The organism is Spectribacter hydrogenoxidans, assembly GCF_031846275.1.
In the GTDB taxonomy this organism is placed as follows: Bacteria; Pseudomonadota; Gammaproteobacteria; order Nevskiales; family Salinisphaeraceae; genus Spectribacter; species Spectribacter hydrogenoxidans.
In genome coordinates, this window is sequence record NZ_JAVRIB010000004.1 from 204,992 (window position 1) to 224,943 (window position 19,952).

The window sequence follows — 19,952 nt, forward strand, 5'->3', positions numbered from 1 at the left end:
GGTCGTGCTCATCCGGGGCTACTCGTCGGCCGGCGTCAGTTCGACATCCGGCTGGTTCTTAAGTGAAGACGCACCGGCATGGGTCATCTCCAGCAGCGGCGCCGCCCGGTTTGCCCCGACCTGGAAGACGACACCAAGGTCCTCTCGGCGCAGTTGCAGTTGCGGTTCCCGCGCGACCACGCCAAACGTGAACCTGCCGTGGTCCGCGGTTTCGATGACCACGGTTTCCGGGGCTGGCGCGTCGCCTGCGGGCCCGGCCCACATTGCTTGGGTGTGTTCCCACAGGTCCACCGTGCGCTGGGCGGCATCCGCACTCGCCGCGTCGGTCGCCGGCTCGATGTTCCAGCCACCCTGTTGGTTGGGGCTGAGTTGCCGTTCCGGCAGCGTCAGTCGGGTAATGCGGGCATCGGGTGGCAGCAGCCGGCGGCTGATCAGGTCGCTGTAATCACCGCCCAGGGCCTGCATGTTGGGCTCGTTGATCAGGTGGATATCGCGCCCCACCTGGGCGTACCGGAAGCCCTTGACCGCCTCGCTGCCGCCAAGCTGGATGGCCGGCGCGTCGTCGAACTGCACTTCAGCGACCGGTTCCAGCAATCCCAGCCTCCCGAGCTCTACCTGGCCCGCCGCCATGCGACGTTTGGACGCGGTCGATGCCAGCCGCAGTACCTGATTCACCGTTGCCTGATCCGCGCGGGCCGTCACCGGCGCATCGAGTCGCCAGCCGGTATCGGTACGGGCGAGGTCGATGGTCGGCTGATCGGGGGTGGTGATGCGTATCCGCTCGATCTGTTCGCCGCGCAGCGGCGTGAGGGTTTCCGTCTTCGGTTCGGCCGGCCGGTCGAGCCAGAGCAGCGCGCCCATGGCCACCGAACCGGAAATCAGTCCCAGATTGAGAAGCGTGCGTGCGCGCATGGCCGTTCAGCCGCGCCGGCGCCACCACCAACGGCCCAGACCGATGGCGAGCAGCAACAATGGGAGGGCGATCACGAATCCCAGCCAGATGAAGCGCGTTTCCCAAGGCGCCAGAGTCAGCGAGGCGTCCGGGGCGACCGGCACGTCGACGGCTATCTGCGAATCCCGGTGGGCCAGCCACTGGATCAGCGCCATCGCGAACGCCCGGTTGCCGAGCGTGCCTAGGTTGGCGTTGGTGGCGAAGTCGCTGTCGGCCAGGGCCACGGCCCGCTGGGGTCCGGCCGGCGTGCTGGCTGACCCGTCACCCTCGGGGGGGCCGGTCTTGCGCTCTAGCGCCATGCCGATGGTCACGGGTCCGGCACGGTCGCCGTCGTCCTCGGCAAAGCTGACTTCCTCGCCGTCAAGCTCGCCGGTTTCCAGCCACGAGCGGGCCGGTGTCCGGATAAGACTAGCAGCCTCCCAGGCCGTGTCGTCGCCCACGCTGACACCCCCGGCGAAGGGGAACAGCGTGAGGCCCTCGAGCCGCTCGGTGACGGGGTGGCGGGGATAATTGACCACCAGCGACAGCGCCGGATGTCCCGTGCCCAGGGCCTGATAGTCCGGGTAGATTACCGTGCCGGTTTGCCACTGCAGTCCCAGTGCGTCCGCGAGGCCAGGCATGGGGTCCTGCGTGCTCGGGTCGGTGAGCCACAGCAAGTTGCCGCCGTTGTCCAGATAATCGCGGATCAGCTCGACCTCGCCGGGCAAGGGTGACTGCTGGGGGCTGGCGATGACCAGCACCGAGGTATTGTCGGGGATCGCCGGCGACTCGCCCAGGTTCAGCGGCCGGGTCTTGAGTCCCTGTCGGCCCAGCGCGGCGCTGAACTGGCTGTAGCCCCCGGGTTCCTCATTCTGCGGATCGCGCTCGCCGTGTCCGGTGAGAAACACCACCCATTGGTCTCGACCCGCGGCCAGGCGCTGGAGGGTGCTGGTGACGGACTGTTCGGTGAGATCGTCGAGCGTGGCGTCGCGCTCGTCGTAGCTCACCCGCACCTCACCATCGCGACGCACGCCCAGCTCACGCATGCGCTGTGGTGCCTCCGCCGGGTCGACGAAGGTCAGGGATACGCTGTCGTCGGCGCGGCGGTAGCGATCGAGTTGATCCCGGATGGACTGGCGGATGGGTCCCGGATAAGCGTAAGCGATGAACCGGATTTCGCCGGGCATCGAGTCGAGAATGCGCTGCGACGCCGGCGTCAGGGAATTGCGGTTGGCGTGGGTCCAGTCCGCATGCAGCGTGTAGCGGCCGCTGACGAATACCAGCAGGGCCGCCACGGCGATCATGAGCAGGATGGTCAGGGCATGCTGAACCCTCATCAGTGCCGCTCCATGTCTAGCCGCTGGACAGTCAACGCCAGGAATAGCCCGCAGAAGATCAGGTAGTAGGCGACATCCCCGGTATCGAAGATGCCGTAGAGCAGGTTGTCGTAGTGACCGATCAGCGACAGCTGGCGGGCGAGGTCCCCCAGCGGCAGGGTCATGCCCATGATGGCTGGTTGCCAGTCGAAGAATGACACGGCGTGAAGTAGCCAGATGCCCAGCAGCAGCCCGAAGGTGGCGATGGCCGCTACCGTGGGTTCGCGTGTCAGCGACGAGATGAAGATCCCGGCGGCGGCAAACGCCGCCATCATCAGCCACAGCCCGAGCAGGCCGGCTGCCAGCATGCCCAGGTCGAGCTGGGTGCCCAGGCTCAGTGACAGCGGCATCAGCGCGGTCAGGCCGAGCATGAGGGTCAGGAACGCCTGGATGCCGGCAAACTTGCCCAGGACCAGGCCGGTGAGGGTGACGGGCGAGGCCAGCAGCAGGTCCAGCGTGCCGGCCTTACGTTCTTCGGCAAACAGGCGCATGGTCAGCAACGGGATGACCAGCAGCAGGATGATGGTGGCAAACCGGAACAGCCCGCCGCCGATCACCTCGGACACGCCGCTGTAATCACCCAGGCGCTGCGGGTTGAGCATCAGGTCGGCCAGACTCATGGCGAACAGAAGCCCCAGCAGCAACTGCACCACCGCCAGCATGGTCCAGGCCAGGGGAGATACGAACAGCCGCGCCAGTTCTTGGCGGGCGATGATCCAGACTGACGTCATCAGGCCGCCTGCCGGGTTGCAGGGCGATCGGCGCTGGTCAGTTCGGTAAAGATATCCTCCAGCGCACGCCGCGGCTGACTCAGTTCGAACAGGCCCCAGTCATCCCGCGCGGCCTGACCGGCGATGGCCTCGCGCGGATCGGCGCCGGGCGCGCAGGTCAGTTGCCACAGACCTTCCTCGATTGCCTCGACCCGTTCGATGCCCGATACCGAGGAAAGTACGTCTTCGCCGGGCGGCCGGCGTAGCCCCAGGCGCAGCGTTCGCGGACGCTCGTCGCCCTCGATGTCGCGCATCGGCCGGTCGAACACCAGTTGCCCGCCGTGAATGATGGCCACCCGCGCACAGGTGGCCTGGATTTCCGGCAGGATGTGGCTGGACAGGATCACGCTGTGCGACTCGCCCAGTCGCCGGATCAGGGCGCGGATTTCGCGGATCTGGTTCGGGTCGAGCCCGGCGGTGGGCTCGTCGAGGATCACCACGTCCGGCCGGTGCAGAATGGCCTGGGCGATACCCACCCGCTGCTGATAGCCCTTGGAACAGTGCGCGATCAGGCGACTGCCCATGTCGGCCAGGCCGCAGTCGGTCATGGCCGAGGCCACCGCCGCGCCCTGCTCGCGCCGGGGAATGCGATGCAACCGGGCGCAGAACGCCAGGTATTCGCGTACCGTCTGTTCCGGGTACAGCGGCGGGCGCTCCGGCAGATAGCCCAGGTGGCGCTTGGCCCGGCTGGGCGCCCGGGCCATGTCGAGGCCGCGGATCAGCACGCGTCCTTCGGACGGGGCCAGGCAGCCGGCCAGCATGCGCAGGGTGGTGGACTTGCCGGCGCCGTTGGGACCGAGCAGGCCCAGGATTTCGCCGTTGCGCAGTTGCAGATCGAGCCCGGCAACCGCCCGAATCAGGCCATAGCGACGCGTCAGACCTTGCGCATCGACAAGCACGTCGTTATTCATGGCCTGACTCATGCTCCTTAGGTTGATATCCGCTGATGACCACTCGCGGCGCGCCCGGTTCCCGGGTTCATCTTCTGGTCGGCGTCGACACCGGCGGCACCTTTACCGATTTCGTCGCTTTCGACGGTGAGCATCTGCGCGTGGCCAAGGTCGCCTCCACGCCGGCGGCGCCCGAGCGCGCGGTCACCGAGGGACTGGCGCGGCTGAATATCGCCGAGGCTAATCTGGTTCACGGTTCCACCGTGGCCACCAACGCCCTGCTGCAAGGGCACCACGCGGTGACTGCCTATGTCACCAATGAGGGCCTGACCGACGTGCTCACCATCGGCCGGCAGGCGCGTGGTGAATTGTACGCGCTGGAACCGGCGCCTCGAAAGATCCCGGTTCCCCCCGAGTTGTGCCTGGCGGTCGACCAGCGCAGCGATGCTCGCGGCGGCGAGGTGAAACCGCTTGGCGATGCCAGCCTGGCGGCGCTCGAACAACATCTGGCCGAACTGGCGCCCGAGGCGGTGGCGATCAATCTGCTGTACTCGTTCTTCGACGACCGCGCCGAGCGGCGTCTGACCGAGGCGCTGGCATCGGACTATTTCGTGAGCCGGTCCAGCGCGGTGCTGGCCGAATACAAGGAATACGAACGCGGCATCACCACCTGGATCAACGCCAGCCTCGGCCCGCGTGTCGGGCGCTATCTGGGTCGGCTGCGGTCGGCGGTGGGCGAGTTCTCGGTGATGCATAGCACGGCCGGGACGATGTCGGTCGAACGAGCCCGCGAACGAGCGGTGGACATGCTGCTTTCCGGGCCGGCCGCCGGCCTGGTCGGTGCCCGGTTCGTCGGGCGGTTGGCCGACCGCGAACGGTTGCTGACGTTCGACATGGGCGGCACCAGTACCGATGTGGCGCTGATTGACGGCGACATCCCGCTGACCAGCAACGGCGAGATCGGCGGTTTCCCGGTGGCGGTCCCGATGGTCGACATGCACACGCTGGGCGCGGGCGGCGGCTCGCTGGCCCGGGTGGACGCGGGTGGTCTGCTGGCTGTGGGGCCGTCTTCTGCGGGTGCTGACCCCGGGCCGGCCTGCTACGGGCGCGGCGGTACCGAGGCCACCGTCACCGACGCCAATATGGTGCTGGGTCGCCTGCCGGCCTCGACCCGGCTGGGCGGCGATACCGCGCTGGATATGGCCGCCGCGCAAACGGCGGTGGATGCGGTAGCGCAACAACTGGGCACCGACCGCATGGCTGCCGCCGAAGGCATCCTCGCGGTGGTCAACGAGGCCATGGCCGGCGGGCTGCGGGTGATGTCGGTTCAGCGGGGGGAGGACCCGCGCGAACGTACGCTGCTGTGTTTCGGCGGGGCGGGCGGGCTGCATGTCTGCGCGCTGGCCGACGCGCTGGGCATGACCCGGGCCATGGTGCCGGTGCACGCCGGGGTGCTGTCGGCGCTGGGCATGCTGGTAGCGAGGCGTTCTCGGGAGATGTCGCGCAGCGTGCTGGAAGCGGCCGCCGCGCTATCGGATTCGCGGATCGAAGCCTGGCTGGCCGAGCTGCGGGCGCAAGGCGAGGCGGAACTGCGCGCCGAAGGCGTCGATGCGACCACAATCACTGCCAACGCGTCTCTGGATATCCGCTATCAGGGCCAGAGTGCGGCGCTCAGCATTGCCTGGCGCGGCATGACCCACGCGCACGCGGATTTTCATGCGGCGCACGAGCGGCAGAATGGCTATCGGCTGGATGAACCGGTAGAGGTCGTCACCGTACGGCTGGGCCTGGCCGGGCCCGAACTGGATATGTCCCTGCCTCAGCGCGCCGAGTCGTCGGCGTCGGTCGATGCCGAGGAACATGTCGTGGTCGATGGGTGTGATGACCGGGTGCCGGTTTACGCGCGTGATGCGCTGCCGGCCGGATGGTGGGCCGACGGGCCCGCGATTGTTCGCGACGCGGTGGCCACCATCTGGCTGGCGCCCGGCTGGGCCGGCGAAACGGACACCTACGGCAATCTGCTGCTGACATCGTTACGCAATCAATCCGCCGTATCGTGAGGGCTGGTCTCGGGCGTGCATCCAAACGGGGCGGTCAGCGCCGGCCGTTTCGTCCCGTGGTCGAGCGGCATCCGTTTGCGGCCAATATGTTGCGGTGCATTACTCGAGTGGCTTGACAGCTGCGCCATAACTGTTCATAAAACGTGACAGGGTCCGTCGCAAACGAGACATGATGACCTTGGGGCACGGGTTAATGAGCGAGAGTACGGGGATTTTCCCGTGGCGCAGTCAATGGCACACGGCTTGCTACTTCGCAGTGCAGGCCGGGCCCGTGGTTCGCGATGCGGACTCTAACGACTCTGGAACTGGCGGGTCCGGTTCCTGGGGACCCGGATTGGTATTCCACTTGGAGGGGAATCAACGATGCGTTTAAACAAACTCGCGGTTCATGCGGCGGGCGCAGCCTTTGCGTTCGGCGCGATGCCTGCAGCGCAGGCAGTCGACATGAAGGCCGGTGACTGGACCTTGTCCGTCAACGGCAACGTCAATGCCCACTACGTAAACATTAGTTGTGATGACAATCCTGGCGCAGTGACCGGGGCGGTGGCGTGTATGCAGAACGCCGACTCGGGTGAGGATCAGTTCTCGAATGTGCGCACCGGCCTGCTGCCGGCGGCGATCGTTTTCACTGTGGCCACGCAGCAGAACGGCTGGGATGTTTCCGGCACATTCGGGTTCTATCCCGGCATCGTCAGCAACGATGGAGGCTCTCCTAACCTGCAGCAGACCGCTGGCGCCACGAATGTTGGGTTAGCCACAACTGGTATCGATGCTCGTCAGGTGTTTCTGAAGTTCGGCAACGCCGACTTCGGTAGCGTCAAGATGGGTCGCGACTTCGGCCTGTTCGGTTTTGACGCCATCATCAACGACATGACCATTCCGGGCGTAGGTGCCAGCCCGAATGCGGTCGGCGCGCCGGCCAACACGTCGCTGGGTTCCATCGGCCTAGGTTACATCTACACCGATACCCTGTCCCAGATTAACTACACCACGCCGGACTTCGGCGGCTTTACGGCCACCGCCGGCATTTTCCAGACCATCGATTCGCTCACTGCGGCAACATCACTGGGTGTTGCTGAGAGCGCGCCCGGCTTCCATGGTCAGCTACGTTATGGATGGAGCAGCGGATTCGTATCGGTCAACGGCATGTCGATGGACGTGGATTGCACCGCCGATGCCGCGCCAGGCGACGGCGTCTGCGTCGAGGAAGAGGCTACCGGCTTCGATGTGAACTACAAGCAGGCCTTCGGTCCGCTGGAGTTGTTCCTGTCGTACTACACCACCGAGGGCCTCGGCGCGACGGCGCTGCTGTTCAACGGCTTTGATGCGACGGGTAGTGCACGCGATTCCGATGGTGGTCTGGCCCAGTTGACCTTCACCGCTGGGGCCACTAAGTATGGCATCAACTATGGTGAATCCAACCTTGATGCGAATGCTGGTGATCTAGGCACGCTGCTCGATAAGAACAGCAAGATTACCGCTGGCATTTACCACAGCTTGACGCCGAACCTGACGCTTCTGGCCGAGTACTCCGACGTGGAGTCCGAGGCGCAGAACGGCAACACGATCGAGTCGGACAACTTTAACGTGGGTGCTTTCTTCGCTTTCTGATATTGACCTGACGCGATTGCGTTAAGACCGAAGGCCGGGCTTCCGTTGGTTGCCCGGCCTTTTCTTTTGGTGTTCGACGGGTTTGCGGTAGTCTCAGGCCCTTTCTGCTTTGGCAAGTTTTTGGGGAGAGAAGTTGATGGCGGTAGATATCCGGAAACTGGGAATTCATCTGACCCTGGGGGTTGCCGCATTGGCGGCGGGATGCAGTGTTTTCCCGTTGCCGGATGTGGGCGGTTCGACGCCCGGAAAGTTGCCGCCAGATTACGTCAACATCGAGCGGACCGACAATATCCTTCTCCAGTTGATTCCGACCGGTTTGGGTGCCCAGCCGGTCAATGATCACCCGGCAGCTTTCGATCCTGAACAGCTGCAGGCACTGCTGCTGTCCATGCGTATTCATTCGGCGGATGAAGGGGTGGTGACGCTTGCCTCGCCGGCGCGCCTTGGTGCGGTTGCCGAGGGGCTTGCGGAGGCGCTGGCGCGAGCCCAGCCGAATCAGGATGTGTTCCTCATGTTCTTTCGGAGCAAGGACGGACGATTCGGATTCTCGGGCGAACGTCTGGCGACGACAGCTCGGGTCTTCTTCAAGGAGGACCAGCTCAATCTGGTTTTCGATGAACTTGATAATGTCTACAGTTCCTTCCGGGATCCGCAGACCAACCCTCTCAAGCCGGGGTCGCGAATCGAGGGCGGCGACGTCGACGGGACACGACTGGTCGAGCGGGACACCTGGCAGTGGCGCGGGGATCGGCGTGACTGGGTGCAGCTGGATGCCACGGCACAGGCAATCGAGTCCGCGCGCGCGAGCATGCCGGCGACCACCTCGCTTGGCGCCGACCGCAGTGCGCAGTCCCTGAAGTACGGGCCGGCAGCGGCAGAAGGCTCGCCGTCCGGCGAGGCTGCTGACGAGCTGACCTCACCGTCATCGACAGCAGAGATCGGGACGATGCCGGCTGCGCCGGCCGCGAGCCCGACGGGCGAGGCCGACGATGCGCCGAAAACCTCGCCGTCACCCGCAGCCGGGAGTGATGACAGGCCAGCTGAATCGACAAAAGCCGGCGACGACGCGTGGCAGCGCATCGAAACCCGGCTCCAGTCGCTGAAGCGGCTGCGCGATCAGGGCCTGATCAGCGAGGAGGACTACGAAGAGAAGAAGGATGAGCTGCTGGAAGATCTGCCCTGAGCAGCGTTCATTCCTGCACCGTGAAGTAGTAGCGGACCCCGAGCCGGAATTCCTTCTCGAAATCCAGATCGGTTTCGCGGGCGGCCAGATCGAGGTCGAGCGCCGTGACCTGATAGGCCGCGCTCAGGGCAATGTGCGGCGACACCTGGAACAGGCCGCGCAGGGCATAGCGAAAGCCGGACAGCGTGGCGGTCGAGTCGTCGAGTTCGTCGTAGTCCACGTAGCCGACTGACGGGTTGATCTCGAGGGCCGGGACGGGGTGCCAGCGTAGCCCACCGGATACACCCAGACCGTCGCCGCTGGCGCCATCGGCATCGATATCCTCGTAACTGGCCAGGGCATAGATATCCAGCGCCAGGTCGTAGTCAACGACCAGCGATGCGTATTGCCCGAGATCGTGGTTCAGGCCGGCGCCGAGCTGCAGGAACCGCGCATCGCCGCCGCGCTCCCCCTCAAGATCGTCGTAACGTGCCTGGACGAAAACTGCAGGTAGCAGGCTGATGGCGCCCTCGGCCGCGAAACCATCGTACTCCTCGGTGAAGCCGCTATTGAGGCCGCTGCGGTCGATGTCGCCGGCGGCGATCCAGTCGGCCTGCACGTACGTGTAGTCAGCGGCCACGGCCGTGGTGCCCACGCCGGCCAGCAGCAACAGCGCTGCGCTTCGGATGCCATTCATCATGTGTGTCCGCCTGAGGGTGTCTGATCAACTCGTCAGGCTAGGCGGGGAATGTTGCGGGACCTTGACAGGCGGAAGTGGCGGGCCGAAGGCCGCCAACAAAAACGCCGGTGTGTGGCACCGGCGTTCGGGTATTCCAGTCTGGGAGAGGCGAGACCTACTTGATCTTGCCTTCCTTGAAAATCACGTGCTTGCGCACCACCGGATCGTACTTCTTCATCTCGATCTTGTCGGGCGTATTCCGCTTGTTCTTGTACGTGGTGTAGAAGAACCCGGTGTCGGCGGTGGAAACCAGTTTCACTTTTTCGCGCATCAGACTCTCTCCCCACGCTTGCGGACGTCGGCCAGGATGGTGTCGATGCCCTGCCGGTCGATGATGCGCATGCCCTTGGCGGACACGCGCAGCCGCACGTAGCGCTTTTCGGATTCCACCCAGAAACGGTGCCAGTGCAGATTCGGTTCGAATCGGCGCCGGGTCTTGTTATTGGCGTGGGAAACGTTGTTACCGGTGACCGGGCGTTTGCCGGTGACCTGACAGACTCGCGACATGGAAAGCCTCGACGACGCTGTTTGAACGGGTAATGCGAAGCCGCGCTTTATACCAGCTACCGGCGGCGTTGGCAACGGCGGATGCCTGCCCGGCCGTACGGCCGGGCAGGATTGATCGCGCTACTTACTTCGTAAGATAGATGCGGCCCCCGAGGCGGATCTCGTTTTCCAGGTCAAGGCTGGCATCGCCGCCCGGACCTTCGATATCCAGCTTGGTGGTGCGATAGCCGGCGGTGAGCGCGAAGGTTTCATTGACGTTTAGCACGCCGTCCACGCCGAAGCGCATACCATCCAGGTCGGCGTTGGAGTTGTCGATCTCGCCGTAGTCCAAGTAGCTGGCATACGGATTGATTTCCAGCGTCGGGGTCGCCTGCCAGCGCAGACCACCGGTCACGCCAAAGCCGTCGGCCTCGATGCCGGAACCATCGTTTTCCTCAAGACTCTCGTAGGTGGCCACACCGTAGATGTCCAGCGGATTGGCGTTGTCGCCGATGGGCGCACGTAGGCCCAGGCCGCCGGAGAAAAGCTCCAGCTCGCCGCCGTTGTTGTCGGCATCGAGCTCGTCGTACGAGCTTTCGATAAACAGGTTGGGCGTGATGTCGATCGAGCCCTTGAAGCCGTAGCCGTCATAATCCTCTTCGCTACGGAAGCCGCCGAAGCGCGTTTCGGCCTCGCCGTGTGCGACGAAATCACCCTCGACATAGGTGTAATTCGATTGCACGGCTAGCGCCGTCAGCGGACTCGCCAACAAGGCGGTGGTGAGAAGCGTTGCAGATGTTTTCATGCCAACTCCAGTTAGTAGTAGCAGTCCCTCGCACCACAGCGGAGCGTGCACCAGTTTGTAGCACGCGAAGTGATGCAATGCAACAAATGCTTGTGAGTTAGGTGGTTGCCTCAGATCAGAGCCAGCCGCGTTCCGCGAACGACACGGTCTCCCCGGCGCCGATCACGAAATGATCCAGCGTGCGGATGTCCACCAGAGCCAAGGCGTCACTGAGCCGGCGGGTCAGACTGTGGTCGGCCTCGGATGGCTCGGCAATGCCGGACGGGTGGTTGTGGGCGAAGATAGCCGCTGCGGCGTTGTGGCGCAGGGCGGCCTTGACCACTTCCCGGGGATACACGGCGGCGCCGTCGATGGTGCCCCGGAACAGCTCCTCATACGCCAGGACGCGATGGCGCGTGTCCAGAAACAGCGCCGCGAAGACCTCGTGCGGCTGGCGCGCCAGCCGGGCGATCAGGTAGTCGCGGGTGGCAGCGGGGTCGGTCAGGGGTTCCGACCGGTCCAGACGCTCGGCCAGGTACCGCCGCGCCATTTCCACCACCGCCTGCAGTTGCACGAACTTGGCGGTTCCCAGACCGTGACCCTGGCAGAACTCGTCTCGGTCTGCGGCCAGCAGCGGGGTCAGGCCGCCGTAATCATCGAGCAGCTGACGGGCGAGCGACACCGCGCTCATGCCGCTCACACCCGTACGCAGGAAGATCGCCAGCAGTTCGGCATCGGTCAGGGCGCCGGCGCCCCGGTCGAGCAGTTTTTCACGGGGCCGTTCGTCGACGGGCCAGTCGGTGATGGGCATGGCGCGGCTCCGAAAATCCCGGTTACGGTGCCAATCCCGGCCGGGCTGCGCAATCACCGTGGGCCGGCAAAGCCGGTAGACTATGAAGGCTCTGGCAAAGGGTTCTTATGAAAGCGCTTTCCCAACGTCGCATTCTGCTGGGCGTAACCGGTGGCATTGCCGCATACAAGGCCGCGCTGCTTACTCGCCGGCTGGTGGAAGCCCGTGCCGAGGTGCAGGTGGTCATGACCGAGGGCGCCTGCCGTTTCATCACGCCGCTGACGTTGCAGGCGTTGTCCGGCCGGGCCGTGCGTCGCAGTCTCTGGGACGAGTCCGCCGAACTGGGCATGGGCCATATCGAGTTGGCGCGCTGGGCCGAGCGGGTGCTGATCGCGCCGGCCACCGCCGATTGCCTGGCCCGGCTGGTCCAGGGGCGGGCAGACGACCTGCTCAGCACCCTGTGCCTGGCCACCACTGCTCCTGTTCTTGTGGCGCCGGCGATGAACCATGTGATGTGGGCCCATCCGGCCACGCGGGCGAACTGCGAGACGCTGGCGGCACGCGGCGTGACCATTCTGGGCCCGGATGATGGCGAACTGGCGGAGCGGGAAAGCGGCGCCGGCCGCATGCTGGAGCCAGAAGCCATCCGTGATGCGCTGGCCGCGCATCTGGCGCCGCAGGCTGGCGAGCTGGCTGGCCGGCATGTAGTGATTACCGCCGGCCCCACCCGGGAGCCGCTGGACCCGGTGCGCTATCTGACCAATCGATCGTCCGGACGCATGGGATATGCCCTGGCGGCGGCCTGTGTGGCAGCCGGCGCCCGCGTGACACTGGTGACCGGGCCTACCGATCTGCCGGTGCCGGACCGGGTTGAGGCGGTGCCGGTGGAGACGGCCGATGACATGCATGCAGCGGTGTTCGCCCGAGTCGAGCAGGCCGATGTGTTCATCGCCGCGGCGGCCGTGGCCGACTATCGCCCGGCCCGCCGGGAGACCCACAAGATCAAGAAGGACGAGGCCGGCTCGAACGTCGAACTGGTACGCAACCGCGACATTCTGGCCGAGGTGGCGGCCGCCCGGCCACGGCCGTTCGTGGTGGGATTCGCCGCCGAAACCCGCGACCTCGAAACCCAGGCCCGGGCCAAGCGTATTGCCAAGGGCGCGGACATGCTGGCCGGAAACCTGGTCGGGGTGGATCGTGGCTTCGATCAACCCGACAACGCGCTTTATGTCTGCTGGGAAGGCGGCGATTGCCACCTGCCGCAGGCCCCCAAGACACGGCTGGCCGAGCAGCTGGCCCAACTCATTTCCCAACGATTGTCCGATGCACAAACTCCAGATTCGACTGCTTGACCCGCGCCTCGGGCGCGATTTTCCGATGCCGGATTACGCCACGCCGGGGTCGGCGGGGGTGGACCTGCGGGCCTGCCTGGACGCGCCCCTGACGCTGGCACCAGGGGATACCGAGCTGTTGCCCAGCGGCATGGCCATTCATATCGCCGACCCCGACCTGGCGGGCGTCGTGTTGCCCCGATCGGGTCTGGGCCACAAACACGGCATCGTGCTGGGCAATCTGGTGGGGCTGATCGACTCCGATTACCAGGGTGAGTTAATGGTGTCCTGCTGGAATCGCGGACAGACCACCTTCACCATTGAGCCCGGCGAGCGGGTGGCGCAACTGGTGCTGGTGCCGGTGGTGCAGGCCGCGTTCGAGATCGTCGATGAATTCGAAACCAGCCAGCGGGGCGCCGGCGGCTTCGGCTCATCGGGACGTAAGTAGTCGCTAACTAGTTGCGCAACGGACACAGCAATCATGTCGCTAACCTCTGAACAGGCCATGCAGGTCGCCCGGGTGCTGGGCGAGGCGCTGCCCTACATCCGCCGCTTCGCGGGCAAGACGGTGGTGATCAAGTACGGCGGCAACGCCATGACCGAGCCGGAGCTCAAGCGCGGCTTCGCCCGTGATATCGCCCTGATGAAGCTGGTGGGTATCAACCCGGTGGTGGTGCATGGCGGGGGGCCGCAGATCGGCGAACTGCTGGCGCGCCTGGGTAAGGAAACCCGGTTCGTCGGCGGTATGCGGGTGACCGACGCCGAAACCATGGACGTGGTGGAAATGGTGCTCGGCGGACTGGTGAACAAGGAGATCGTCAATCTGATCAATCAGCACGGCGGCCGGGCGGTGGGACTGACCGGCAAGGACGGCGGGCTGATTCGCGCCCGCAAGCTGACCATGCAGGAAGGCGGGGCGGATGAACTGGTGGACCTGGGTTATGCCGGCGAGGTCTCGGCCATCGATCCGGCCATCGTCCGGCGGCTGGACGAGGACGACTTCATCCCGGTGATCGCGCCCATCGGTGTGGGCGATGACGGCCGGTCCTACAACATCAACGCCGATCTGGTGGCGGGCAAGATGGCCTCGGTGCTGGGGGCGGAGAAACTCATGCTGCTGACCAACACCGCCGGCGTGCTCGACGCCGACGGTACGGTTCTTACCGGACTGTCGCCGGCGCGGGTGGAGACGTTGATCCAGTCGGGCGTGATCCATGGCGGCATGCTGCCCAAGATTCGCTGCGCGCTGGATGCAGTGGCCTCGGGGGTGAATGCCGCGCACATCGTCGATGGGCGCGTCGAGCACGCCATCATGCTGGAGTTGTTCACCGATGCCGGGGTGGGGACACTGATTCGGCCGGGATCGGGCTGAGCGGCGCTCAGCGCGCCTCTGTCAGCGTGCGATAACGCTGCCGGTCGGTCTGGTGGCGCGCCGCCAGGTCGTCCCTTCGTTGTGCCAGGCGGTCCACGACTTCGGCCTGCTGCGCCCGGGATGCCTCCAGTACCTCGATATCGCCTTCGCCCGCCTCGCCCTGACGGGTGCGCGCCAGCTGCACATCGGCTTTGTTCAGTGCCTGGCGGGCCAGTGAAAGCCGGGCGTCCAGCAGATCGAGACGATCCCGGTAGGCCGCGTCGAGTTGCTCGAGGGTGGTGTAGGTCGCCGTCAGCGAGCGGTCATGGGCGGCCCGCCGCGCCCGTTCGATTTCGTCACGCCGGGCCTGGTCGCGTTCCGCCTGCAGAGTTGCCAGTTGGGCGGGGGAGGGTTCGGCCGGCCGGCGATCCACCACGTCGCCGTTGGGGTTGAGCACCGCGCGCTCGCCGCGGGCGTATTCCGGGGGAATGCGATCGCCGTAATGCGTCTTGCCGGCTTCGTCTGTCCAGCGATAAAGCTGGCTGGCGGCCGTGAACGGAAGGCACAGTACCAGCAGGGCGAGCGGGCAGGTGAGGTAGTGATTCATCGCCCGGTTAACGGCATGTGCCGCGCGGGGTTTAGCCGAGGTCGCCGTAAGTCCGCCGATAGGCGCGGATCGCCTCGACTACGTTCTCCTGTCCCGGATGGCGGGTCAGATATGCCAGCAGGTCGTCGACCGTGCACACGGCTATCGGCTGGATGCCCGTGTCCTCGGCCAGTTCGCGCAGTGCCGAGCGGTTGCCGGTGCCGCGTTCCTGGCGATCCAGCGCCACCACCAGCGCGCAGGGTTGTGCTTGATTGGCCCGGATCAGCGCGATCGCCTCACGAACGGCGGTGCCGGCGGTGATCACGTCGTCCACGATGCCGATGCGGCCGGCGAGTTTCGCCCCCACCAGCTGACCACCCTCGCCGTGGTCCTTGGCTTCCTTGCGGTTGTAGGTGAACGGTAGGTCCACGTCGTGGCCGGCCAGGGCGCAGGCAGTGGCGGTGACCAGCGGGATGCCCTTGTAGGCGGGGCCGAACAGGCCGTCCAGTTCGATCCCGGCATCCAGGATCGCCCGCGCATAGCAGTCGGCCAGAGTGGCCATGGCGCTACCGCCGGCAATGGCGCCCAGGTTGAAGAAGTAGGGGCTGACGCGGCCGGATTTGAGGGTGAACTCGCCGAGCCTGAGCGCGCCGTGGTCGAACGCCAGGTCCAGAAAGCGGGTCTTGTGATCCTGCATGGGAACGGAGTGTCGAATGCTTTCGGTATGATAGCCGCGCCCGCACCGACCTTCATCCCGATGCGCATCATCTCGTTCAACGCCAACGGCATTCGCGCTGCGGCCCGCAAGGGGTTCTTCGACTGGCTGGCTGGCCAGGACGCCGACGTGGTGGCGATTCAGGAACTCAAGGCCCAGGAGCATCAGCTGGCGCCTGACCCCGTGTTCTGGCCCGAGGGTTATCACTGCGCCTACCACGAGGCCACGGCGCGCAAGGGTTATTCGGGCGTGGCCCTGTATGCCCGACGCGAGCCCGACGAGGTGATCCGCGGCATGGGTGAGCCGGAGTTCGACGGCGAGGGCCGCTATATCGAGGCCCGTTTCGGGGATCTCGCCGTGGCCAGCCTTTACGCCCCGTCCGGATCGTCGGGGGATCATCGCCAGGCGTCCAAGGAACGCTGGCTGGAATACTTTCCGGGATTCCTGCAGCGCCGGCGCGATGCCAACGGCGAATTGATTGTCTGCGGCGACTGGAATATCGCCCATACCGAAAAGGACATCAGGAACTGGAAGTCCAACCAGAAGAACTCGGGGTTTCTGCCGCACGAACGGGCCTGGCTGGACCGGCTGTTTGGCGAGCAGGGGTTTGTCGACGGGTTTCGCGTGGTGGATGACCGGCCCGACCGCTACACCTGGTGGTCGAATCGGGGTCAGGCCTGGGCCAAGAACGTGGGCTGGCGGATCGACTATCAGGTGATCACGCCCGGGCTGGTCGAGCGGGTGAAAGGCGCCGATATCTTCCAGGCCGAGCGGCTGTCCGACCACGCACCCCTGATCATGGATTATGACTGGCCCTTCTGAGCCGGTCGCCCGCTGGCGGGCGGCGCTGGCCGTCTACGGCAAGCCGCGCATTCTTGGCATGGGCCTGCTCGGGTTCTCCGCCGGGCTGCCGTTTCTGCTGGTGTTTTCCACGCTGTCGGCCTGGCTGACCCAGGAAGACGTGTCGCGTACCACTATCGGCTTCTTTTCCTGGGTGGGCATTACCTATTCGATCAAGGTGTTCTGGGCGCCGGTGATCGATCGGCTGCCGCTGCCGCTGGTCACCCGCCTGCTGGGACGCCGGCGCAGCTGGATGCTGGTGGCCCAGCTGGGCATTGCCGCGGGACTGGTCGGCATGGCCGTGACCGATCCGCAGCTGGATCTGCGCGGCCTGGCCCTGTGGGCGTTGCTGGTGGCGTTTGCTTCCGCAACGCAGGATGTCGCCATCGATGCTTGGCGCATCGAGGCCGCGCCCGGCTCCTGGCAGGGAGCGATGGCGGCCACCTATCAGGCCGGCTACCGCATCGCGATCCTGACCGCCGGGGCGGGGGCGTTCTATCTGGCCGCCGACATCGACTGGCCGCAGGTGTATCTGGTCATGGCGGGGTTGATGGGCGTGGGCATGGTCACGGTGCTGTTCGTCGGTGAACCCGACGTGGTGGTGACATCGGGCACCGAGCAGCGCGAACAGCGGGTGGTGGATTTTCTCGCCCGCAGCCCGCACTGGCCACGTCGACTCCAGCAGATCACCGCCTGGCTGCTGGAGGCCGTGGTCTGTCCCTTCCTGGATTTTTTTGCCCGCAACGGCCACCTGGCCCTGGCGATTCTCGTGTTCGTGGCGATCTTTCGGGTAACCGACATCACTCTGGGCGTGATGGCCAATCCGTTCTATCTGGACATGGGCTATACCCTCGAGGAAATCGCCTCGGTGGCAAAAATCTTCGGGGTGGGCATGACCATCGGCGGCGCCGTGCTGGGCGGCGTGCTGGTGGCCCGCTACGGCATCATGCGACCGCTACTGGCCGGCGCGGTGCTGGCGGCGGGCACCAATCTGGTATTCGCCTGGCTGGCCACCCGCAGCGATCCCGGGCTGGTGGGCCTGGCGATGACGATTTCCGCAGACAACCTCGCCGGCGGCATGGCCGGTTCGGCGTTCATCGCCTATCTGTCGAGCCTGACCAATACCGCTTATACGGCCACCCAGTACGCGCTGTTCTCATCGCTGATGACCCTGCCCGGCAAATTCATCGGCGGGTTTTCCGGCATGGCGGTCGACGGCTTCGGTTACGTCTGGTTCTTTGTTTTGACCGCCATCGCGGGGGTGCCGGCGATTCTGCTGGTGACCTACCTGATGCGCGTGGCCAATGTGGATCGCGGGGTGGCCGCCCCTGAGCGGCTTTGACAGCGGCCGCCGCCCCGCGCATGTTCGCGCCTGACCGGCACTCAAGAGGAAAACGATGATGCGAATAGCGATGATGGTGGCTGGCACCGTACTGATGGGTGTCGCCTGGGCGGATAATCACGGTAAACAGGCGCTGACCCTGTATCAGAGCGGGGCGGCCCTGGTGGCCGATACCCACGACCTGCCGCTGGACAAGGGCCGCCAGACACTGACGCTGGCCAGCCTGCCCGATCGGATTCGGCCGGAAACCTTCTGGCTGGCTGGCGACGGCATCGAGTTGCTGGGATCGCGTTATCGCGACGGCGGTGACGACCGCGCAGCCATGCTGGCCGCGCTGGTCGGGCAGACCGTGACGCTGCGCCGCGCGGATGGCAGCGGCGGCGATGTCACCCGCGAGGCTACCCTGCTTTCCGTGGATAGCGTGCCGATGGTGCGCGTGGATGATCGGGTGGAATGGCTGGACGCGGAGTCACCCTGGCGGCTGGCGCTGGACTCGGTACCGGACACGGCGTTGCCGGCCGGCGCACTGCAACTGGACATCCGGGCGGACGAGGGCGGACGCCAGGCGCTGGAGATGCTCTATCAGGTGGAGGGCATGAGCTGGCGTACCGAGTATGTGGCCAGCCTCGACCAGGACGCCGAGCAACTGACCCTGCGGGCACAGGCGGTTATCAGCAACAACGCCGGCACGGACTGGCAGCAGGCGCAGCTGGCGCTGATCGCCGGGGACGTCGCGCGGCAGGGCGGTCAGCCCAAGGTGATGATGATGCGCAGCGAGTCGGCAGCCGCGGACGGCATGCAGGCCGAGCAGGCCGCCGATTACTACCGCTACGAACTGGATCAGGCGGTGACCCTGGCCGACGGGGAGCAGCGCAGCGTGCTGCTGATGCCGGAACAGCGCATCGAAGTCGAGCGGGAGTACCGCTTCGAGAATGGCTGGCAGTATCTCGACGGCAACCGCCAGCGGGCCCATGCCGGCATCCGGGTGGGTTTCGAGAACACCCTAGGTCAGCCCATGCCGGCCGGTACCATCCGCGTCTATGGTGATGGCACCACACCCCTACTGATCGGCGAAGCCGGCATCGGCAATACGCCCGTCGGCGCGCCGGTCGAGCTGGAGCTCGGCCGCGCGTTCGACATCACCGCCGAGCGCACCACCACCGATACCCAGCGGGACGGTCAGGCGCGGGAAATCGAGCGTGAACTGGTGATCGAGAACGCCAGGTCGGAGCCGGTGACGGTCCGGGTGGTGGAATCCATGCCCGGTGACTGGACCATGATGTCGGCCAGTGCCGACCACGAGAAGGTCGACGCCCAGCGTGCCGCCTGGTCGCTGGAAGTCCCGGCTGAGGGCGAAACCCGGCTGACCTATCGCGTTCGCTATCGCTGACGGTCAGCCGGCGCCGGTCACCGTGCGGAACACCTCGGCGCCGGGCTGATCCACCAGGCTGACCACCGGCCAGCCCTGCTGCCGGGCGTGTTCGGCCAGCCGGTCGTCGGGGTCGACCGCCGCGGCCCGGTCGGCGCGCGCGAGCAGCGGAATATCGTTGTGGGAGTCCGAGTAGGCCGTGATCCTCTCGAACGGCCCGTGGGCCGCCAGCCAGTCCTCCAGCCGGGTGATCTTGCCGTCGCGGAAGCAGGGGGTGCCCTGGATGCGGCCGGTGTAGCGGCCGTCGACGAATTCCGGATCGGTGGCCAGCAGATGCTCGACTCCGAGCAGTTCCGCGATCGGCTCGGTAATGAACCGGTTGGTGGCGGTGATGATCAGCAGCGTATCGCCGCGCCGGCGGTGGCAGTCGATCAGTGCCGGCGTGCCGGGCGCGACGACCGGCTCGATGCAGTCGGCCACGTAGCGGGTCCGCAGGGTCTGCATGGTGGTCAGCGGGTTGTCGATCAGCGGTTGTAGAGCAAAACGCTGGAACGCGTGGATGTCGAGGGTGCCGTTCAGGTACTGCGCATGGAACGCGTCATTCCGGCGCCGGAACTCGGCGGCATCCACGACTCCCTGATCGCAGATGTAACGGCCCCAAAGGTAATCGCTGTCACCGTTGAGCAGGGTATTGTCCAGATCGAATGCCGCCAGCTGCATGATTCAAACGTCCATCGAGTGCGAGCGCGAGAGGTTACGGCAGCCGGGTATCGCTTCGCCAATCGGGGGATTGGCTGCATCCGGCGCGTCTCACCGCTA

Annotated in this window: 21 protein-coding genes; 9 read left to right on the forward strand and 12 right to left on the reverse strand. The window is 65.7% G+C overall.

Features of this window, described 5'->3' with window-relative positions:
- Positions 1-18: 18 nt before the first annotated feature.
- Genes RM532_RS05510 through RM532_RS05525 form a run of 4 tightly spaced genes read right to left on the reverse strand, consistent with a single transcriptional unit; the run spans position 19 to position 4,000 of the window.
- Positions 19-912, reverse strand: a complete 894-nt coding sequence (locus tag RM532_RS05510) for a DUF4340 domain-containing protein (RefSeq protein WP_311652174.1) — start codon at positions 910-912, stop codon at positions 19-21.
- Positions 913-918: 6 nt separating this feature from the next.
- A complete protein-coding gene (locus RM532_RS05515; protein ID WP_311652175.1) occupies positions 919-2,268 on the reverse strand; it encodes a GldG family protein in 1,350 nt (449 codons plus the stop codon).
- Positions 2,268-3,038, reverse strand: a complete 771-nt coding sequence (locus RM532_RS05520; protein WP_311652176.1) for an ABC transporter permease — start codon at positions 3,036-3,038, stop codon at positions 2,268-2,270. Before RM532_RS05520 ends, RM532_RS05515 begins: the two co-directional genes overlap by 1 nt.
- Entirely contained in the window at positions 3,038-4,000 is a 963-nt protein-coding gene (locus RM532_RS05525) for an ABC transporter ATP-binding protein (protein WP_311652177.1), read from the reverse strand. The genes RM532_RS05520 and RM532_RS05525 overlap by 1 nt, the downstream gene beginning before the upstream one ends.
- Before the next feature lie 23 nt (positions 4,001-4,023).
- Between RM532_RS05525 and RM532_RS05530 the strand changes: the two genes are divergently transcribed.
- The 3 genes from RM532_RS05530 to RM532_RS05540 all read left to right on the forward strand — a co-directional run bounded on the left by RM532_RS05530 (position 4,024) and on the right by RM532_RS05540 (position 8,821).
- Entirely contained in the window at positions 4,024-6,027 is a 2,004-nt protein-coding gene (locus RM532_RS05530; RefSeq protein WP_311652179.1) for a hydantoinase/oxoprolinase family protein, read from the forward strand.
- 363 nt (positions 6,028-6,390) lie between these two features.
- The gene (locus RM532_RS05535) at positions 6,391-7,638 is read left to right on the forward strand and encodes a porin family protein (protein WP_311652180.1); all 1,248 of its coding nucleotides are present in this window, start codon (positions 6,391-6,393) and stop codon (positions 7,636-7,638) included.
- Positions 7,639-7,774: 136 nt separating this feature from the next.
- The gene (locus RM532_RS05540) at positions 7,775-8,821 is read left to right on the forward strand and encodes an SHOCT domain-containing protein (protein ID WP_311652181.1); all 1,047 of its coding nucleotides are present in this window, start codon (positions 7,775-7,777) and stop codon (positions 8,819-8,821) included.
- 7 nt (positions 8,822-8,828) lie between these two features.
- Here RM532_RS05540 and RM532_RS05545 read toward each other — a convergent pair whose 3' ends face one another.
- The 5 genes from RM532_RS05545 to radC all read right to left on the reverse strand — a co-directional run bounded on the left by RM532_RS05545 (position 8,829) and on the right by radC (position 11,620).
- Complete coding sequence (locus RM532_RS05545; RefSeq protein ID WP_311652182.1) at positions 8,829-9,497, reverse strand: hypothetical protein; 669 nt, start codon at positions 9,495-9,497, stop codon at positions 8,829-8,831.
- Positions 9,498-9,654: 157 nt separating this feature from the next.
- Positions 9,655-9,810, reverse strand: coding sequence for a 50S ribosomal protein L33 (gene rpmG, locus RM532_RS05550; protein WP_311652183.1), 156 nt, complete (start codon positions 9,808-9,810; stop codon positions 9,655-9,657).
- Positions 9,810-10,046, reverse strand: a complete 237-nt coding sequence (gene rpmB, locus RM532_RS05555) for a 50S ribosomal protein L28 (RefSeq protein ID WP_311652184.1) — start codon at positions 10,044-10,046, stop codon at positions 9,810-9,812. The genes rpmG and rpmB overlap by 1 nt, the downstream gene beginning before the upstream one ends.
- A gap of 124 nt (positions 10,047-10,170) precedes the next feature.
- Complete coding sequence (locus RM532_RS05560; RefSeq protein WP_311652185.1) at positions 10,171-10,830, reverse strand: outer membrane beta-barrel protein; 660 nt, start codon at positions 10,828-10,830, stop codon at positions 10,171-10,173.
- A gap of 115 nt (positions 10,831-10,945) precedes the next feature.
- The gene (gene radC / locus RM532_RS05565) at positions 10,946-11,620 is read right to left on the reverse strand and encodes a RadC family protein (protein ID WP_311652186.1); all 675 of its coding nucleotides are present in this window, start codon (positions 11,618-11,620) and stop codon (positions 10,946-10,948) included.
- A 107-nt stretch (positions 11,621-11,727) separates the two neighbouring features.
- Between radC and coaBC the strand changes: the two genes are divergently transcribed.
- Genes coaBC through argB form a run of 3 tightly spaced genes read left to right on the forward strand, consistent with a single transcriptional unit; the run spans position 11,728 to position 14,302 of the window.
- Entirely contained in the window at positions 11,728-12,951 is a 1,224-nt protein-coding gene (gene coaBC / locus RM532_RS05570) for a bifunctional phosphopantothenoylcysteine decarboxylase/phosphopantothenate--cysteine ligase CoaBC (protein ID WP_311652187.1), read from the forward strand.
- Positions 12,923-13,378 carry a dUTP diphosphatase gene (gene dut, locus RM532_RS05575; RefSeq protein ID WP_311652188.1) on the forward strand — a complete coding sequence of 152 codons (456 nt, stop codon included), beginning with the start codon at positions 12,923-12,925 and terminating at the stop codon, positions 13,376-13,378. Before coaBC ends, dut begins: the two co-directional genes overlap by 29 nt.
- A gap of 33 nt (positions 13,379-13,411) precedes the next feature.
- A complete protein-coding gene (argB, locus tag RM532_RS05580; RefSeq protein ID WP_311652189.1) occupies positions 13,412-14,302 on the forward strand; it encodes an acetylglutamate kinase in 891 nt (296 codons plus the stop codon).
- A 7-nt stretch (positions 14,303-14,309) separates the two neighbouring features.
- On the opposite strand, the gene RM532_RS05585 is transcribed toward argB, so the two are convergent.
- Both RM532_RS05585 and pyrE read right to left on the reverse strand, forming a co-directional pair.
- A complete protein-coding gene (locus tag RM532_RS05585; RefSeq protein WP_311652190.1) occupies positions 14,310-14,888 on the reverse strand; it encodes a DUF4124 domain-containing protein in 579 nt (192 codons plus the stop codon).
- A gap of 31 nt (positions 14,889-14,919) precedes the next feature.
- On the reverse strand, positions 14,920-15,564 hold the full coding sequence (gene pyrE / locus RM532_RS05590; protein WP_311652191.1) for an orotate phosphoribosyltransferase: 645 nt from the start codon (positions 15,562-15,564) through the stop codon (positions 14,920-14,922).
- 60 nt (positions 15,565-15,624) lie between these two features.
- On the opposite strand from pyrE, the gene RM532_RS05595 reads away from it, so the two are divergent.
- From RM532_RS05595 to RM532_RS05605, 3 genes are read left to right on the forward strand one after another with little or no spacing between them, the layout of a single operon-like run.
- Positions 15,625-16,404, forward strand: coding sequence for an exodeoxyribonuclease III (locus RM532_RS05595; protein WP_349255274.1), 780 nt, complete (start codon positions 15,625-15,627; stop codon positions 16,402-16,404).
- Positions 16,388-17,764, forward strand: coding sequence for an AmpG family muropeptide MFS transporter (locus RM532_RS05600; RefSeq protein WP_311652194.1), 1,377 nt, complete (start codon positions 16,388-16,390; stop codon positions 17,762-17,764). The genes RM532_RS05595 and RM532_RS05600 overlap by 17 nt, the downstream gene beginning before the upstream one ends.
- A 55-nt stretch (positions 17,765-17,819) precedes the next feature.
- Positions 17,820-19,154, forward strand: coding sequence for a DUF4139 domain-containing protein (locus tag RM532_RS05605; protein ID WP_311652196.1), 1,335 nt, complete (start codon positions 17,820-17,822; stop codon positions 19,152-19,154).
- Between the two features lie 3 nt (positions 19,155-19,157).
- Here the strand turns inward: RM532_RS05605 and RM532_RS05610 are convergent, their stop codons facing one another.
- The gene (locus RM532_RS05610) at positions 19,158-19,853 is read right to left on the reverse strand and encodes a histidinol-phosphatase (protein ID WP_311652197.1); all 696 of its coding nucleotides are present in this window, start codon (positions 19,851-19,853) and stop codon (positions 19,158-19,160) included.
- Positions 19,854-19,952: the final 99 nt, after the last annotated feature.

Excerpts from the sequence above, each read along its gene's own strand:
- coaBC (WP_311652187.1), top strand. The coding sequence starts at position 11,728 with ATGAAAGCGCTTTCCCAACGTCGCATTCTGCTGGGCGTAACCGGTGGC.
- pyrE (WP_311652191.1), bottom strand. The coding sequence starts at position 15,564 with ATGCAGGATCACAAGACCCGCTTTCTGGACCTGGCGTTCGACCACGGC.
- rpmB (WP_311652184.1), bottom strand. The coding sequence starts at position 10,046 with ATGTCGCGAGTCTGTCAGGTCACCGGCAAACGCCCGGTCACCGGTAAC.
- RM532_RS05510 (WP_311652174.1), bottom strand. The coding sequence starts at position 912 with ATGCGCGCACGCACGCTTCTCAATCTGGGACTGATTTCCGGTTCGGTG.
- RM532_RS05540 (WP_311652181.1), top strand. The coding sequence starts at position 7,775 with ATGGCGGTAGATATCCGGAAACTGGGAATTCATCTGACCCTGGGGGTT.
- RM532_RS05605 (WP_311652196.1), top strand. The coding sequence starts at position 17,820 with ATGATGCGAATAGCGATGATGGTGGCTGGCACCGTACTGATGGGTGTC.
- RM532_RS05585 (WP_311652190.1), bottom strand. The coding sequence starts at position 14,888 with ATGAATCACTACCTCACCTGCCCGCTCGCCCTGCTGGTACTGTGCCTT.
- RM532_RS05600 (WP_311652194.1), top strand. The coding sequence starts at position 16,388 with ATGACTGGCCCTTCTGAGCCGGTCGCCCGCTGGCGGGCGGCGCTGGCC.
- RM532_RS05535 (WP_311652180.1), top strand. The coding sequence starts at position 6,391 with ATGCGTTTAAACAAACTCGCGGTTCATGCGGCGGGCGCAGCCTTTGCG.
- dut (WP_311652188.1), top strand. The coding sequence starts at position 12,923 with ATGCACAAACTCCAGATTCGACTGCTTGACCCGCGCCTCGGGCGCGAT.
- argB (WP_311652189.1), top strand. The coding sequence starts at position 13,412 with ATGTCGCTAACCTCTGAACAGGCCATGCAGGTCGCCCGGGTGCTGGGC.
- RM532_RS05560 (WP_311652185.1), bottom strand. The coding sequence starts at position 10,830 with ATGAAAACATCTGCAACGCTTCTCACCACCGCCTTGTTGGCGAGTCCG.
- RM532_RS05530 (WP_311652179.1), top strand. The coding sequence starts at position 4,024 with ATGACCACTCGCGGCGCGCCCGGTTCCCGGGTTCATCTTCTGGTCGGC.
- rpmG (WP_311652183.1), bottom strand. The coding sequence starts at position 9,810 with ATGCGCGAAAAAGTGAAACTGGTTTCCACCGCCGACACCGGGTTCTTC.
- RM532_RS05515 (WP_311652175.1), bottom strand. The coding sequence starts at position 2,268 with ATGAGGGTTCAGCATGCCCTGACCATCCTGCTCATGATCGCCGTGGCG.
- RM532_RS05545 (WP_311652182.1), bottom strand. The coding sequence starts at position 9,497 with ATGAATGGCATCCGAAGCGCAGCGCTGTTGCTGCTGGCCGGCGTGGGC.
- RM532_RS05520 (WP_311652176.1), bottom strand. The coding sequence starts at position 3,038 with ATGACGTCAGTCTGGATCATCGCCCGCCAAGAACTGGCGCGGCTGTTC.
- RM532_RS05525 (WP_311652177.1), bottom strand. The coding sequence starts at position 4,000 with ATGAGTCAGGCCATGAATAACGACGTGCTTGTCGATGCGCAAGGTCTG.
- radC (WP_311652186.1), bottom strand. The coding sequence starts at position 11,620 with ATGCCCATCACCGACTGGCCCGTCGACGAACGGCCCCGTGAAAAACTG.
- RM532_RS05610 (WP_311652197.1), bottom strand. The coding sequence starts at position 19,853 with ATGCAGCTGGCGGCATTCGATCTGGACAATACCCTGCTCAACGGTGAC.
- RM532_RS05595 (WP_349255274.1), top strand. The coding sequence starts at position 15,625 with ATGCGCATCATCTCGTTCAACGCCAACGGCATTCGCGCTGCGGCCCGC.